At 29.9% G+C, this 730-nt stretch carries 1 pseudogene; it reads left to right on the forward strand.

Features of this window, described 5'->3' with window-relative positions:
- Nucleotides 1-730, forward strand: a pseudogene (locus L8X50_RS08225) (hypothetical protein); the annotation flags it as partial.

Raw genomic sequence — 730 nt, forward strand, 5'->3', positions numbered from 1 at the left:
AGGCAAATACACCCAAGAATATTCTAAAGCTTTATTTGAAGCTGATCGTATATTAAGAAACTCCCCCTACAAAGACTATCAACCCAGATATTTAGATCCTAATCTTTACACAGGGCAAAGTTCTACTTTGCTTGAGTTTAAAGATTGGCAAAGTATTTATCTAAAAGATCCTATTAAAGGAAGCATAGCTCCTTGGACTAAAGCAGAAAAAGCTTATTATAAATCTTTAAAAACTAAAAAAGAAAGATATAAGTATTTAGTCATTAGAAGTGGATTAAGAAGTACTGTTATAGATATACCTTATGAAGCTATAGGAGCTGTAGATGAAAAAGGAAATGTAGATCCTAAATATGAAAAATTATATAGAATAGTAGATGATAATAAACATAATCTAAGATCAAGTTTATTTCATAATGAATGGGGTATGGCAGCAGGAATATTAGGTGATTATAAATATCTAGCTAATGATATGTTTCAAAATGGTTTTAATGCAAGATTTATCCAAGCTACTATACTTTATATACAATTAAGTGGAGGAAGTAGTATATTAGATAAACCTAATTTATTAGGTGCTATTTATGGTTATGCAGATATTGCTGTAGGAAGTGGTTTAGTAGGAGTGCATAAAAATCCTTTAAGAGAACAAGAGATTAAAACCTTAGCTAAGACTTTAAAACCTGATGAATTTGGTATGCTTCCTTTTATAGATGAGATTATGGGAGTAGATTGG

Source organism: Campylobacter sp. CNRCH_2013_0898h (assembly GCF_025772965.1).
In the GTDB taxonomy this organism is placed as follows: domain Bacteria; phylum Campylobacterota; class Campylobacteria; order Campylobacterales; family Campylobacteraceae; genus Campylobacter_D; species Campylobacter_D lari_D.